This window comes from Micromonospora sp. NPDC005979 (assembly GCF_040614415.1).
GTDB lineage: Bacteria > Actinomycetota > Actinomycetes > Mycobacteriales > Micromonosporaceae > Micromonospora.
Map to the genome: position 1 here is coordinate 15,448 of NZ_JBEXUR010000010.1, position 13,385 is coordinate 28,832.

The following is a 13,385-nucleotide window of genomic DNA, read 5'->3' on the forward strand; positions in this document are numbered from 1 at the left end:
CCCTGCATTTCGGCGCTGGCTAGGCTCGCCCAGTCGACCGAGAAGAACCCATTAGTTGTGCGTTGCGGAATTGCCTTCCCGGGCACGGGGAGCCAGCCGCCGGGTGTTGGAGTGCCCGGCGGCCAGACCCGCCATTACCCGACGCCGACCGAACAGATCCGTGAGGTGGTCCCATGACGCGCCCAGACGACGAGTTCCCCCCGCTCGACGTCACTTCGACGCTCAATCTCGGCTCGCTCGACGAAGTGCTGGAGGGGCCGGACACCGATGTGGTGCCGAGCCGGATGTCCGGTTCGTTGCCGCCGGGTATGGCGCTGCTGGTGGTTCGTCGCGGCCCGAATGCGGGTGCCCGGTTCTTGTTGGACCACGACGTGACGACCAGTGGCCGGCATCCGGACAGTGACATCTTCCTCGATGACGTGACGGTGTCGCGTCGGCACGCGGAGTTCCACCGTGATGGTGGGACGTTCACGGTGCGGGACGTGGGTAGCCTCAATGGCACGTACGTGAATCGTGAGCGGGTCGAGGCGGCCACGTTGAGCAATGGTGACGAGGTTCAGATCGGTAAGTTCCGGGTGGTGTTCATCGCCGGTCCGCGCCCGGAGGAGGAGGCCGGCCGGGGGTGAACGAGCCTGCGGCCTCCACGCCACCCGGGGCGGCCCGGTCCCAGCCGCTGATGAGCATCGGTGAGGTGCTGGGTCAGTTGCGGGTGGATTTCCCGGACACCACGATTTCGAAGTTGCGGTTCCTCGAGGCCGAGGGGCTGGTTGAGCCGCAGCGGACGGCTTCGGGTTACCGGAAGTACAGCTGGGACGATGTGGCGCGGTTGCGGTTCGTGTTGACCGCGCAGCGGGACAGGTACCTGCCGTTGCGGGTGATCCGTGAGCAGTTGGCCGAGTGGGATTCGTCCGGTGAGCAGCCGGAGCGGTCGCGGCCGGCGTTGGTGGCGGTGGGGCCTGACGGTGCGGTGCCGGGTCGGGAGTCGGCGGAGCCGGCCGAGTCGTCGCAGGTGCGGCTCGGCCGGGCTGAGTTGGTGGCCCGCAGTGGGATCGACGAGTCGACGCTTGTGGAGTTGGAGCGGCTCGGTGTGCTGGTGTCGGATCCGCCGGGGTGGTATGACGCGGATGCGTTGATCATCGCGTCGGCGGTGGCGGGTCTGGCGGCGTACGGGTTGGAGCCGCGGCATCTGCGGGGTTATCGGACTGCGGCCGATCGTGAGGTCGGGTTGTTCGCGCAGTTGGTGGCGCCGTTGGCGCGGCAGAGTGACCCGGCGGCGCGGGCGCGGGCGGCGGAGACGGCGCGGGAGTTGGTGGCGTTGTCGGAGCAGTTACACGCGGCGTTGGTGCGGGTGGGGTTGCGGTCGACGTTGGGTCGGTGAGGTGCCCGGCAGGTGCGGCGGAGCGGAAAGATCTCTTCTCCGAAGCGTGCCGTAGGCTTGCCGGGGTAACCCCTTTCTGGCGCGGACGTGGTGCTGTAGCGCATGGGACGGCCGTGTTGCGGTCCGTGTACCGTGCAGGGAAGGGCGCGGTGCGTAGGTTGACGACGACACGGAGGCGGCGGTGCGCGAGCTGAGCGTGGTCGGAGTTCGGGTGGAGCTGCCCAGCAACCAGCCGATCGTCCTGCTCAGGGAGGTCGAGGGCGACCGCTATCTGCCGATCTGGATCGGTGCGGTGGAGGCCACGGCTATCGCTTATGAGCAGCAGGGGGTCAAGCCGGCCCGTCCGTTGACGCATGATCTTCTGCGGGATGTGTTGGCGGCGTTGCAGGCGCCGTTGCAGGCGGTGGAGATCACCGAGCTCAAGGAGAACGTGTTCTACGCCGATCTGTTGATCGGTGACGGGGTGCGGGTGTCGGCGCGTCCGAGCGATTCGATCGCGTTGGCGTTGCGGGTTGGTGCGCCGATTCGTTGTGCCGAGCAGGTCCTCAGCGAGGCGGGGATCGTTATCCCTGACGAGCAGGAGGATGAGGTGGAGAAGTTCCGCGAGTTCCTGGAGCAGGTGCGTCCGGAGGACTTCGCGGGCTGAGCGGTTCGGGTCCCCGGCTGGTGTCACGGTGGGTGACGCCGGCGCGTGGTTGGTGATCTTTCTCGGTGGCTGCGCGGCGTGTCGCGCCGGTTCCTCCGCGGTAACCCCTGAAGGTGGCGTTAGGGTTGCCGTGTCGAGGGGTGCGCGTCGCAGGAAACGATGCGTCGCCGCACTGACGGGGAGGTTGTCCGCATGCACGAGCCGCAGGATCCCGATCCGGGTACACAGGTGAACGAGCCGGGTGTGACGCCTGAGGGTGACGGCTCGGTGGGCTACCGAGGTGTGACGGCGTGCCACGCGGTGGGCATCAGTTATCGGCAGTTGGACTACTGGGCTCGGACGACGTTGGTGGTGCCGAGCGTCCGGGACGCGTCGGGTTCGGGGACCCAGCGGTTGTACTCGTTCCGCGATCTGGTGGTGTTGAAGGTCGTGAAGCGGTTGTTGGATGCGGGGGTGTCCCTGCAGAACATCCGTAAGGCGATCGAGGCGCTGCGGTCGCGTGGTGTGGAGGATCTGGCGGGTATCACGCTGATCTCTGACGGGACGACGGTGTACGAGTGCCGGTCCCCGGAGGAGGTGGTCGACCTGTTGCAGGGTGGGCAGGGCGTGTTCGGGATCGCGATCGGTGGGGCCTTCAAGGAGATCCAGGGGTCGTTGTCGCATCTGCCGGCGGAGCCGGCGGCGAGCGGCCCGGCGGAGCCGGTGGTGGGGTCCTCGTCGGATCCGGTGGGCGACGAGTTGGCGGCGCGGCGGGCGCGGCGGCGCGCGGGTTGAGTAGCGCTGCGCGTCTGTCGGTGCGCGGTCCGTTGGTGTGGGTGACTTTTTTGGGCACGCCCGTCTGGTAACTGTGGGTCAGGGCGGTCGACGTCGGGTGGCCGTTCCCCGGTCGATGAATCCACGGTGGACACTTTCTGTGGTGCTCCGGTTGCGGTGGGTGGAATCTCGGGTGGACGGCGGTGACGGTGTGTGTCCACCAGTTGTCGGGAATCGGATAGGGGGGCCCTGACCGGAGGTTGCGGGCACGCTATGGTCCGTCACGGTCCCCGCCGTGGTGCCCCGTGGCACGCGGGTGTCGCGTCGGTGGCCGTAGCCCCTGCGCGTCAGCGCGCGCGACCTTTCACCCCGGAAGGAACGACCGTGACGGTTACGGAAGAGACCGCTGCCGCCTCGCACTACGACCGCATCGGCGGCGCGAGTTCGGTGAAGGCGGCCGTCGAACTGTTCTACGACAAGGTCCTCGCCGATCCCGAGCTGGCGGGCTATTTCGCCACTGTGGACATGGCGACGCAGCGTCGGCACCTGGCGTTGATGTTGGCGGTGGTGTTGGGCGGCCCGAACGAGTACGCGGGTCGCGGTCTGGCCGAGGCGCACCAGCCGCTGGGCATCCCGGCGGAGCACTACGCGAAGGTGGGCGTGCACCTGATCACGACGCTGACGGAGTTGGGTGTGCCGGCCGACGTCCTGGACCACGTGCGTGTGGTGCTGGGGCAGGTGCAGGACCAGGTGGTGTCCACCGGAGAGCGTCCGGGCGTCTGAGCGTGGACGCGGCCCGACTCAAGCAGAGTTGGTCCCTCGTCGCCGCACACGGCGACGAGGTGCCGCTCTACTTCTATTCGACGTTGTTCCTGGCCCATCCCGAGACGCGGCAGATGTTCCCGACGAACATGGCGGGGCAGCGGGATCGCCTCGTCACCGCGTTGGGGCACATCGTGTCGCATGTGGACCAAGTCGATCGGCTGGTGGGTTTCCTGCAGGACCTCGGCGCGGACCACCGCAAGTTCGCGGTGCGCGCGGAGCACTACCCGGCGGTCGGTGAGGCGCTGCTGGCGACGTTGCAGCATTTCCTGGCCGAGCAGTGGACCGACGAGCTGGCTCAGGACTGGGCGGGCGCGTACGGGTTGGTCGCGCAGGTGATGACGGAGGCGGCGCAGGCCGCCGAGGCGGTGAACCCGCCGTGGTGGGTGGCGGAGATCGTGGCCCACGAGCGGCGGGCGTTCGACGTCGCGGTGATGACGGTGCGTCCGCAGTACCTGTTGCCGTTCACTCCGGGTCAGTCGATCGGGGTGTCGCATCCGTCGGTGCGGTCGTGGCGGTACTACTCGCCGGCGAACGCGCCGCGCGCGGACGGCACGTTGGAGTTGCATGTGCGGGCCGCTCCGGGTGGCGCGGTGTCGTCGCGGCTGGTGTACGGCTCGGCGGTGGGTGACCGTGTCAATCTGGCCGCGCCGGTGGGGGAGCGGTTGGCGTTGTGGTCGGCGGGTTCCAGTGACCTGTTGTTGTTGACCTCGGGCACGGGTTGGGCGCCGATGAAGGCGTTGGTGGAGCAGATCGCCGCGGAGGGCGCCCGTCGTCGGGTGGACCTGTATGTGGGTGCGCGGTCGCGCAGCGAGTTCTACGACAGTGACGCGATCGACAAGATGGCGTCGTCGTTCCCGTGGTTGACGGTGACGTACGTGGTGGGCGCGGACGTGAACCGGCCGGGTGAGTTCGTGCAGGCGGTGGACCGGGCGTTGGCCGATGGTGACTGGCGTTCGCGGCACGTGTACGTGTGCGGGTCCGACGAGATGGTGTCGCATGCGGCGCAGACGTTGGCGCGGGCGGGTTACCACGAGGGTCAGGTGCATCACGAGGGTCTGGGCAAGCAGTGGTACGGCCCGGCGTGGCGTACGGCGGTCCAGCAGTCGAGTTCAGGGGGTGACCAATGAGCGCGAGCCCGATCAGCCGGTACGACGGGATCCAGGTGTCCGGCGGTGTGCAGGTGCGGATGACCTCCGACCGGGTTCGGCGGTGGGAGTTCGGTACGGCGCCGTTCGCGCGCCGGGGCTATGACCACGCGGACGTGGACCGGTTCCGGGTGCAGATCGCCGACGAGTTGGATCTGTTGGCGACGCAGATCGCGCATCTGCGGGCGGAGAACGAGCGGCTGACCGATCGGGTGGAGTTGCACCGCCACGGGGTGATCCCGAGCGCGGGGGCGGCGGCGAAGGTGCCGGCGGCCAAGGAGGTGAACCTGCTGTCGGCGGCGCAGCGGGAGGCCGAGCAGATCATCGCGCAGGCGCACGACTACGCGCGGCGGGTCGCGGAGTACGCCCGGGTGCAGTACGAGAGTTACATGCGGGCGGCGGCGGAGGAGGCGAAGCAGGAGGCCGAGCGTGCGGTGGCGGAGTACCGCAGTTCGGCCGGGTCGAGCTTCGACGACTCGGTGGCGACCCGGGAGGCGTTGCGGATCTTCGGCGAGATGATGGTGTCGCACATGCAGGCGGCGGCGCGGCACCTGGACGACGGCAGTGAGCAGTTGGTGCGCACGATGGACCGGATCGCGAAGGAGACGCCGGGGGCGCCTTTCGTGGGTGGCGCGGTGGGGCAGACGGCGTTGCCGCGTCACCACCAGCGCTGAACACCTGGCGGGTGGGGCCTTGCGTGTGAGGCCCCACCCCCGGTCGAGGTTCAGGTGGTGGCGGCGTGGATCGCGTCGGCGATCGGGGTGGGTCCGTCGACGAGTTCCAGGGTCGTCCCGGCGGTTCGGGGTTCGTCCAGGAGCGCGGTGAGCACGAGGGCGACGTCGGCGCGGCTGATGGCGCCCCGGCCGGCGTGTGGGGTGAGGGTGACGTGCCCGGTGGGTCCGTCGTCGGTGAGGCGGCCGGGGCGCAGGACCGTCCAGGCCAGGTCGCGGCCGCGTAGGTCGTCCTCGGCGGCGCGTTTGGCGCGCAGGTAGGCGGCCCACACGTCGTCGGTGCCGGCGGCGGGTGGCCGGTCCACGCCCATCGAGGAGACCAGCAGGTAGCGGTGGACTCCGGCGCGGGTGGCGGCGTCGGCGAGCAGCGCGGCGGCGGCCCGGTCGACGGTGTCCTTGCGGGCGGCGCCGCTGCCGGGACCGGCGCCGGCGGCGAAGATGACCGCGTCGGCGTCGTACAGGTGCGCGGCGACCTCGTCGACGTCGGCGTGTTCCAGGTCGCAGAGGACCGGGGTGGCACCTACGGCGCGTAGGTCGTCGACGTGGTCGGGGTTGCGGATCAGGCCGACGGCGGTGTCACCGCGCGCGGTGAGGTGCCGCTCCGTCAGCAGGGCGATCTTGCCGTGGCCTCCGGCGATGACGACACGCATGGGCCCAACCTACCGGCACCCGCCGGGCTTGACCTTGACCTGTGGGCAACCCCCAGTGTGGGGTGCGCCGGTCACGGTGACCGGCGCGAGGAGGAACCCGACGTGGGGTTGCTGACGATCGGGGCGTTCGCCCGGGCGGCGGGTCTGACGCCGAAGGCGTTGCGCCTGTACGGCCGGGTGGGGGTGCTGGTGCCGGCGGCGGTGGACGCGGAGTCCGGGTACCGGCTCTACGACGCGCGGCAGGTGCCGCTGGGCCGGCTGGTGGCTCAGCTGCGTCGTATCGGCATGCCGCTGGCGCAGATCCGCACCGTGTGTGCTCTGGAGCCGGCGGCGGCGGCCGAGATGGTCACCGCGTACTGGCGGCGGGTGTCGGTCGACACCGCCGCCCGCGCGCGGCTCGCCGCCCTCCTCGTGCGGGACCTGTCCGAGGGGAGCACCACCATGTCGTCGATGAGTGTCCGTTACGCCACCGGCTGTGAGACCGGGATCGCCCGCGACAGCAACGAGGACGCCGCGTACGCCAACGAGCGGTTGCTCGCCGTCGCCGACGGTGTGCGGGGGCCCGGCGGCGCTGCCGCCAGCGCCGCCGCCATCGACGCGCTCGCGTCGCTGGACCTCACCGACGGGTCGGCGGCGGAGATGGTGACGGCGTTGGCCGGCGCGGTCACCGACGCCGACCGGGCCGTGCGGAGGCTGGCGACCGACGAGCACCAGCCGGCGACGACGCTGACCGCGCTGCTGCGCAGCGGCACCCACCTGGCGTTGGCGCACGTCGGGGACACCCGGGCGTACCTGCTGCGCGACGGCGAGCTGTCGGTGTTGACCCGGGACCACACGTGGGTGCAGGCGCAGGTGGATCAGGGCAGGCTCGATCCTGCCGAGGTGGGCGCGCACCCCCAGCGGGCGTTGCTGGTGCGCGCGCTCGGCGGCGGTCGGCACGTGGAGGCCGATCTGGCGTTGCGGGTGGCGCTGCCCGGTGATCGGTACCTGCTGTGCTCCGACGGGCTGTGGGCGGTCGTCGACCGGGCTGCCCTGGCCGCGACGGTGGGCGCGGGAGCCGAGCCGGAGCGCACGGTGCGGGAGCTGATGGCCGCCGCGCGGGCCGCGGGCGCGCCCGACAACATCGCCTGTGTCGTCGCCGACGTCGTCGCGGCGTAGGCGGGTGCTCGGCATCGGGGGGTGCGCTGAGGCAGCATGAAGGGGTGACGACGAGTGTGCAGGAGTTGGCCGCGCTGGTGGCCGGCGGTCAGGTGGTCGTGCTCAGCGGGGCGGGCCTGTCCACCGAGTCGGGTATCCCGGACTATCGGGGGCCCAGCGGGGTGGCCCGCCGGCACACCCCGATGACGTTCGAGGCGTTCACCCGGGACGCGGTGGCCCGGCGGCGGTACTGGGCGCGGAGTCACCTGGGGTGGCGGTTGATCGCGCGGGCCACGCCGAACGCGGGGCACCGGGCGGTGGCACGGTTGCAGGACGCCGGTCTGGTCGACGCGGTGATCACGCAGAACGTGGACGGGTTGCACGGCGCGGCGGGCAGCGACCCGGTGGTGGAGCTGCACGGGCGCCTGGACGAGGTGACGTGCCTGGACTGCGGCAACCTGACTTCGCGCGAGGAGGTGGACCGGCGGCTGCGCGAGGCGAACCCGGACTTCGTGGCCCGGGTCGCCGCGGTCAACCCGGACGGTGATGTTGATCTCCCTGACGAGCAGGTGGCGGGGTTCCGGCCGGTGGACTGCGGGATCTGTGGGACGGGGATGCTGAAACCGGACGTGGTGTTCTTCGGTGAGACGGTGCCGCCGCAGCGGGTGGCGCGGTGTTTCGCGCTGGTGGAGCAGGCCCGGGCGGTGGTGGTGCTGGGGTCGTCGTTGACGGTCATGTCGGGTCGCCGGTTCGTGATCCGGGCCGCGAAGCAGGGCATTCCGGTGGCGATCGTCAACCAGGGGCCGACCCGGGGTGACGGGTACGCCACGGTGCGCGTCGACGCGCCGTTGGGGGAGGTGCTGCCGGTGCTCGCCGAGCGGGTGACCGGCGCGTCGGCGGTGCCGGTGTGACAGCCGCCGCGGGGTAGGACATCTGCTGGAAACACCGGCGCTGGTAGCGTTGACCATGCCGGTACCACCCACGTGGGAGAGACCGCCTCGACAGCAGGGGCGGCGCCGAAGGGGCAAATCCTCCCCGGAACCTCTCAGGCAAAAGGACCTCGTGGGCAGGCACTGTGGAGCGCTCCGGTGGGGTGTGACAGAGGGGGAGGCCGACCCGTCGACCTCGCCCGGGAGCGCCCCTGATGTCCGTAGAGCAGTTCGCCACCCGTCACATCGGCCCCGGCCCCGACGACGAGCGCCGCATGTTGGAGGTCGTCGGGCACGACTCCATCGACGAGATGATGGACGCCGCGATCCCCGAGGTGATCCGCTGGCACGGCACCCTCGACCTGCCGGACGCGGCCACCGAGGCCGAGGCCCTCGCCGAGCTGCGGGCCCTGGCGGCCCGCAACACCGTCGCCGTGTCCATGATCGGCCTGGGCTACCACGGCACGCACACCCCGGCGGTGATCCGCCGCAACGTCCTGGAGGACCCGGCCTGGTACACGGCGTACACGCCGTACCAGCCGGAGATCAGCCAGGGCCGCCTCGAGGCGCTGCTGAACTTCCAGACGATGGTCACCGACCTGACCGGCCTGGCCACCGCGAACGCCTCCATGCTCGACGAGGGCACCGCCGCGGCGGAAGCCATGACCCTCGCCCGCCGCGCGTCCAAGAGCAAGAGCGGGGTGTACGTCGTCGACGCCGACGCCCTGCCGCAGACCATCGCGGTGATCACCAGCCGGGCGGTGCCGCTCGGCATCGACGTGCGGGTCGTCGACGTCGCGCGTGACGAGTTGCCGGCCGAGTTCTTCGGCCTGCACCTGCAGTACCCGGGGGCGTCCGGCGCGGTCCGTGACCACACCGCCCTGGTGGAGGCGGCGCACGCCGCCGGCGCCCTCGTGACGGTCGCGGCGGACCTGTTGGCGTTGACGCTGCTGCGGGCGCCGGGGGAGATCGGCGCGGACATCGCCGCCGGCACCACCCAGCGGTTCGGCGTACCCATGGGCTTCGGTGGGCCGCACGCCGGCTACCTGGCGGTGCGCGCGGGCCTGGAGCGGATGCTGCCCGGGCGCCTGGTTGGGGTGTCCCGCGACGCGGACGGCAACCCGGCGTACCGGCTGGCGTTGCAGACCCGCGAGCAGCACATCCGGCGGGAGAAGGCCACCAGCAACATCTGCACCGCCCAGGTGCTGCTCGCGGTGATGGCTGGCATGTACGCCGTCTACCACGGCCCGGACGGGCTGCGGGACATCGCGGCGCGTACCCACGCCATGGCGGCGCGGCTCGCGGCCGGGCTGCGCGCCGGCGGCGTGGACGTCGCGGACGTCGCGTTCTTCGACACCGTCACCGCGACGGTGCCCGGCGGCGCGGCGCGGGTCGTCGCGGCCGCCGCCGAGCGGGGCGTGAACCTGCGCCTGGTCGACGCCGACCGGGTCGGGATGTCCTGCGACGAGACGACCACCGACGCGCACCTGCGGCAGGTGTGGGAGGCGTTCGGTGTGCCCGCGTTCGACGGCGACGTCGACGCGGCCCTGCCGGTCGACCTGGCCCGGACCTCGGACTTCCTGACCCACCCCGTGTTCCGCAGCCACCACTCGGAGACGGCGATGCTGCGCTACCTGCGGCGGCTGTCGGACTTCGACTACGCCCTGGACCGGGGCATGATCCCCCTCGGCTCGTGCACGATGAAGCTGAACGCGACCACCGAGATGGAGCCGATCAGCTGGGCGGAGTTCGCGCACATCCACCCGTTCGCGCCGGACGCGCAGACCGCCGGGTACCGGGAGATGATCGGTCAGTTGGAGTCGTGGCTGGCCGAGGTGACCGGCTACGACGCCGTCAGCGTGCAGCCCAACGCCGGGTCGCAGGGTGAGCTGGCCGGGCTGCTGGCCATCCGCTCCTACCACGCGTCGCGGGACCAGGCTCACCGCGACGTGTGCCTCATCCCGTCGTCGGCGCACGGCACCAACGCCGCCAGCGCCGTGATGGCCGGCATGCGGGTCGTCGTGGTGGCCTGCGACGACGACGGCAACGTCGACCTCGTCGACCTCGACGCGAAGATCGACAAGCACCGCGACGCGCTCGCCGCGATCATGGTGACGTACCCGTCGACGCACGGCGTGTACGAGACGGGCATCGCGTCGCTGTGCGCGAAGGTCCACGACGCCGGCGGTCAGGTGTACGTCGACGGGGCGAACCTCAACGCCCTCGTCGGGTACGCCAAGCCGGGCAGGTTCGGCGCGGACGTGTCGCACCTCAACCTGCACAAGACGTTCTGCATCCCACACGGCGGCGGCGGCCCCGGCGTCGGCCCGGTGGCGGTCCGCGCGCACCTCGCGCCGTTCCTGCCCGGCGACCCCCTGGGCGCGCACGTCGACGCCACCCCGGCGATCTCGGCGGCGAAGTACGGGTCCGCGGGGATCCTGCCGATCCCGTGGGCGTACCTGCGGATGATGGGCGCCGAAGGGCTGACCCGGGCCACCGGCGTGGCGGTCCTCGCCGCGAACTACGTGGCGGCGCGGCTGCGCGAGCACTACCCGGTGCTGTACGCCGGCAACAAGGGCCTGGTCGCGCACGAGTGCATCCTCGACCTGCGGCCGTTGACGAAGGCGACCGGCGTGAGCGTGGACGACGTGGCGAAGCGCCTCATCGACTACGGCTTCCACGCGCCGACGATGTCGTTCCCGGTGGCCGGGACGCTGATGGTGGAGCCGACCGAGAGTGAGGACCTCGCCGAGCTGGACCGGTTCTGCGACACGATGATCGCGATCCGCGCCGAGATCGAGCAGGTCGGCTCGGGGCAGTGGCCGGCGGGGGACAACCCCCTGGCGAACGCCCCGCACACCGCGGCGATGGTCAGCGGCGACGCGTGGCCGCACCCGTACCCGCGGTCGGTGGGCGCGTACCCGGCCGGGGTGGACCGGGCCGGGAAGTACTGGCCGCCGGTACGGCGAATCGACGGCGCGTACGGCGACCGGAACCTGGTCTGCTCGTGCCCGTCGCCGGAGGCGTTCGAGGACTGACGGCGGGCACGCCGGGGCGGGCGGATCGGCCCGTCCCGGCAGCCGCTGCGCGCTTGGACAGCGACTCGGTGTGGTGACGCTGGGTGGTCGTTCAGGCCACGAGGGCGTGGCGGGCGGGGCCGCGGTGGGGTGCGATGCTGCTGCCGTCGGGGAGCAGCTCACCGGTGTCCTCGAAGACGATCACGCCATTGCAGAGCAGGCTCCACCCCTGCTCAGGGAAGCAGGCGAGGACCCGGGCGGCTTCCCGGTCGGTGGCTTCAGCTAAGGGGCAGGTCGGTTGGTGCTGGCACATCGGGTTCTCCGGACTGTGGGGGCACTGTGTCATGGTTCACATGACCAGTGACGCACAGTACCAAGCGAAAGTGTCCAGCATCGAGCAGGTGTCGCCTTGGCGTACCGGAAATCCACTGAACGGATGAGGAAGATCGGACCATACGGCGTGGAAACGCTCCCACAGGTGCTGGTCGATGCGCCCGCGGCACCCGCCGGATGCCGCGACCGCCTCGTCGAACGCGCCCGACTCCAGTGGCATCGCGCCGACGGCGGCGACCCCGCCGTACTCGCCGAGGAGTTCCTGGCCGCACACGGCCTGCACCTGCGCGACCTGAACCGACCCGCCGCACACGGCCCGGCCGTCTGCGGCGCCGCGCTCTACCTGTCCGCCGCCGCCGGGGCACACCTGGCCGGCGTACCCACCACCGCGCCCGAACCCGCGCCCACCCTGCCCGACCTCGCCGTCGTCGTCTACGACCACGGACCCACCCGAGCACCCACCGCCCCCGACGACACGCCCTGGTGGCTCGGCCCCTGGACCGAGAGCTGGACACCCGCGCAACACGCCGCCGCCGTCGACACCGTCCGCGCCGCCATCGGCCGCGGCGACATCTACCAGACCAACCTCGTCGGACACGCCGCCGCCCCCTACAGCGGCGACCCGCTGCCCGCCCTACGCCGCCTCGGCGCCCTCCCCGGCGCCCGCTACGGCGGCGTCCTCACCGGAGACGGCTGGGCCATCGGCTGCGCCTCCCCGGAAACCCTCGTCGAGGTCCACCACGGCCAGATCATCACCCGACCCATCAAGGGCACCCGCCCCGCCACCGCCACCGGCCGCGCCGAACTACTCACCAGCGCCAAGGAACGCGCCGAACACATCATGATCGTCGACCTGGAACGCAACGACCTCGCCCGCATCGCCCACACCGGCACCGTCACCGTCGACGAACTGTTCGCCGTACGCCGCTGGTGCGACCTGTGGCAGGCCGAATCCACCGTCCGCGCCCAGGCCGCCGACGGCCTCGGCCTCGCCGACCTGCTCCGCGCCACCTGCCCCGGCGGCTCCGTCACCGGCGCGCCGAAACTCGCCGCCCTCACCCACATCGCCGCCGCCGAACCCGTCGGCCGAGGCGCCAGCATGGGCGCCCTCGGCTGGGTCACCCCCGGCCGCATCGACCTCGGCCTGACCATCCGCACCGCCGCCGCCGACGGCCACGCCCTGCACACCTGGGCCGGCGGCGGCATCACCTGGGACAGCGACCCCACCGCCGAGGTCGCCGAAGCCGCCGCCAAGACCGCACCCGTACGCGCCACCCTGGCCGGACGCTGACACCACCACCACCGGCGATACGCTGACCCCCATGACCATGCGGCCCATCCGGATCATCGGCGACCCCGTCCTGCGCACCGAAGCCGAACCGGTCACCACCTTCGACGCCGAGCTGCGCGCCCTGGTCACCGACCTGATGGACACCCTGCTCGGCGCACCCGGCCGCGCCGGCGTCGCCGCACCCCAGATCGGCGTCAGCGCCCAGGTATTCGTCTACGACGCCGACGGCCACCGAGGCCACCTCATCAACCCCACCCTCGAGCTGTCCGACGAACTCCAGGACGACGACGAAGGCTGCCTGTCCATCCCCGGGCTGTACTTCCCGACCGTGCGCGCCCTGCACGCCACCGCCCACGGCGTCGACCAGCACGGCGAACCATTGACCATCACCGGCAGCGGATTCCTCGCCCGCGCCCTGCAACACGAGACCGACCACCTGCGCGGCACCCTCTACGTCGACACCCTGCGCGGCGACATCCGCCGCCGGGCCCTGCGCGAAATCCGCGCCGGCCGCTTCGACTCACCCAGCCGCCGCGGCTGAACCCACGCC

14 protein-coding genes and 1 riboswitch are annotated in these 13,385 nt (G+C 71.5%); of the genes, 12 read left to right on the plus strand and 2 right to left on the minus strand.

All coding sequences use genetic code 11. The features are described 5' to 3' along the window. Positions 1–173 precede the first annotated feature (173 nt). From ABZ272_RS17895 to ABZ272_RS17925, 7 genes are all read left to right on the plus strand, one after another. On the plus strand, positions 174–626 hold the full coding sequence (locus ABZ272_RS17895) for an FHA domain-containing protein (RefSeq protein WP_007071101.1): 453 nt from the start codon (positions 174–176) through the stop codon (positions 624–626). Positions 627–676: 50 nt separating this feature from the next. Next, complete coding sequence (locus ABZ272_RS17900; RefSeq protein ID WP_355051256.1) at positions 677–1,378, plus strand: MerR family transcriptional regulator; 702 nt, start codon at positions 677–679, stop codon at positions 1,376–1,378. Between the two features lie 181 nt (positions 1,379–1,559). Then, a complete protein-coding gene (locus ABZ272_RS17905; RefSeq protein ID WP_007460347.1) occupies positions 1,560–2,024 on the plus strand; it encodes a bifunctional nuclease family protein in 465 nt (154 codons plus the stop codon). A 192-nt stretch (positions 2,025–2,216) separates the two neighbouring features. Then, positions 2,217–2,798 (plus strand): MerR family transcriptional regulator, encoded by a 582-nt coding sequence (locus ABZ272_RS17910; protein ID WP_355051042.1) that lies wholly within the window; start codon positions 2,217–2,219, stop codon positions 2,796–2,798. A 363-nt stretch (positions 2,799–3,161) separates the two neighbouring features. Continuing rightward, the gene (locus ABZ272_RS17915) at positions 3,162–3,560 is read left to right on the plus strand and encodes a group 1 truncated hemoglobin (protein WP_355051043.1); all 399 of its coding nucleotides are present in this window, start codon (positions 3,162–3,164) and stop codon (positions 3,558–3,560) included. A 2-nt stretch (positions 3,561–3,562) separates the two neighbouring features. After that, positions 3,563–4,729, plus strand: coding sequence for a globin domain-containing protein (locus tag ABZ272_RS17920; protein ID WP_355051044.1), 1,167 nt, complete (start codon positions 3,563–3,565; stop codon positions 4,727–4,729). After that, a complete protein-coding gene (locus ABZ272_RS17925) occupies positions 4,726–5,421 on the plus strand; it encodes a cell division protein DivIVA (RefSeq protein ID WP_355051045.1) in 696 nt (231 codons plus the stop codon). Before ABZ272_RS17920 ends, ABZ272_RS17925 begins: the two co-directional genes overlap by 4 nt. Positions 5,422–5,471: 50 nt before the next feature. On the opposite strand, the gene ABZ272_RS17930 is transcribed toward ABZ272_RS17925, so the two are convergent. Continuing rightward, entirely contained in the window at positions 5,472–6,128 is a 657-nt protein-coding gene (locus ABZ272_RS17930) for an NAD(P)-binding oxidoreductase (RefSeq protein ID WP_355051046.1), read from the minus strand. 102 nt (positions 6,129–6,230) lie between these two features. On the opposite strand from ABZ272_RS17930, the gene ABZ272_RS17935 reads away from it, so the two are divergent. The 3 genes from ABZ272_RS17935 to gcvP all read left to right on the plus strand — a co-directional run bounded on the left by ABZ272_RS17935 (position 6,231) and on the right by gcvP (position 11,232). Then, positions 6,231–7,286, plus strand: coding sequence for a MerR family transcriptional regulator (locus tag ABZ272_RS17935; RefSeq protein WP_355051047.1), 1,056 nt, complete (start codon positions 6,231–6,233; stop codon positions 7,284–7,286). A 44-nt stretch (positions 7,287–7,330) separates the two neighbouring features. Beyond that, complete coding sequence (locus tag ABZ272_RS17940) at positions 7,331–8,176, plus strand: NAD-dependent protein deacetylase (RefSeq protein ID WP_355051048.1); 846 nt, start codon at positions 7,331–7,333, stop codon at positions 8,174–8,176. A gap of 63 nt (positions 8,177–8,239) precedes the next feature. After that, positions 8,240–8,336, plus strand: a riboswitch (glycine riboswitch). 73 nt (positions 8,337–8,409) lie between these two features. Continuing rightward, positions 8,410–11,232 (plus strand): aminomethyl-transferring glycine dehydrogenase, encoded by a 2,823-nt coding sequence (gcvP, locus tag ABZ272_RS17945; protein ID WP_355051049.1) that lies wholly within the window; start codon positions 8,410–8,412, stop codon positions 11,230–11,232. Positions 11,233–11,323: 91 nt separating this feature from the next. On the opposite strand, the gene ABZ272_RS17950 is transcribed toward gcvP, so the two are convergent. Then, complete coding sequence (locus tag ABZ272_RS17950; protein WP_234586185.1) at positions 11,324–11,524, minus strand: DUF5999 family protein; 201 nt, start codon at positions 11,522–11,524, stop codon at positions 11,324–11,326. A 96-nt stretch (positions 11,525–11,620) separates the two neighbouring features. Between ABZ272_RS17950 and ABZ272_RS17955 the strand changes: the two genes are divergently transcribed. Both ABZ272_RS17955 and def read left to right on the plus strand, forming a co-directional pair. After that, positions 11,621–12,835 (plus strand): chorismate-binding protein, encoded by a 1,215-nt coding sequence (locus ABZ272_RS17955; protein WP_355051050.1) that lies wholly within the window; start codon positions 11,621–11,623, stop codon positions 12,833–12,835. Between the two features lie 31 nt (positions 12,836–12,866). Further along, entirely contained in the window at positions 12,867–13,376 is a 510-nt protein-coding gene (gene def, locus ABZ272_RS17960; RefSeq protein ID WP_355051051.1) for a peptide deformylase, read from the plus strand. The last annotated feature ends 9 nt before the right edge of the window (positions 13,377–13,385 follow it).

Bases quoted from the DNA above. Each gene is read 5' to 3' on its own strand.
- ABZ272_RS17895 (WP_007071101.1), top strand. From the start codon at position 174: ATGACGCGCCCAGACGACGAGTTCCCCCCGCTCGACGTCACTTCGACG.
- ABZ272_RS17900 (WP_355051256.1), top strand. From the start codon at position 677: ATGAGCATCGGTGAGGTGCTGGGTCAGTTGCGGGTGGATTTCCCGGAC.
- ABZ272_RS17910 (WP_355051042.1), top strand. From the start codon at position 2,217: ATGCACGAGCCGCAGGATCCCGATCCGGGTACACAGGTGAACGAGCCG.
- ABZ272_RS17925 (WP_355051045.1), top strand. From the start codon at position 4,726: ATGAGCGCGAGCCCGATCAGCCGGTACGACGGGATCCAGGTGTCCGGC.
- ABZ272_RS17930 (WP_355051046.1), bottom strand. From the start codon at position 6,128: ATGCGTGTCGTCATCGCCGGAGGCCACGGCAAGATCGCCCTGCTGACG.
- gcvP (WP_355051049.1), top strand. From the start codon at position 8,410: ATGTCCGTAGAGCAGTTCGCCACCCGTCACATCGGCCCCGGCCCCGAC.
- ABZ272_RS17950 (WP_234586185.1), bottom strand. From the start codon at position 11,524: ATGTGCCAGCACCAACCGACCTGCCCCTTAGCTGAAGCCACCGACCGG.
- def (WP_355051051.1), top strand. From the start codon at position 12,867: ATGACCATGCGGCCCATCCGGATCATCGGCGACCCCGTCCTGCGCACC.